The sequence below is a fragment of the Paraburkholderia sp. RL18-085-BIA-A genome (genome assembly GCF_046027075.1).
In the GTDB taxonomy this organism is placed as follows: Bacteria; Pseudomonadota; Gammaproteobacteria; order Burkholderiales; family Burkholderiaceae; genus Paraburkholderia.
Genome location: NZ_JARESU010000740.1, coordinates 1 through 218, shown reverse-complemented (window position 1 = coordinate 218; position 218 = coordinate 1). Strand labels below are relative to the sequence as shown.

Genomic DNA, 218 nt, shown 5'->3' with positions numbered 1-218 from the left:
ACGCCCGGTGGGCAAGAGCTGGCGCATGGATGAAACCTATATCAAGGTCAAAGGCTCGTGGAAGTATCTTTATCGCGCAGTGGACAAGGCCGGCAACACCATCGACTTTCTGTTCAGAGCCAAGCGGGACAAGGCTGCTGCCCGGCGTTTTTTTGAAAAGGCAATTGGTCAGAACGGTTCACCCGAGACGGTGACCATCGACAAAAGCGGTTCCAATC

The 218-nt window shown here is 54.1% G+C and carries 1 protein-coding gene; it reads left to right on the top strand.

Annotated elements, in window-relative coordinates:
- Window positions 1–218: DDE-type integrase/transposase/recombinase (locus P0D89_RS54635; protein WP_408379964.1), on the top strand; the 218-nt coding region annotated here is incomplete at both ends.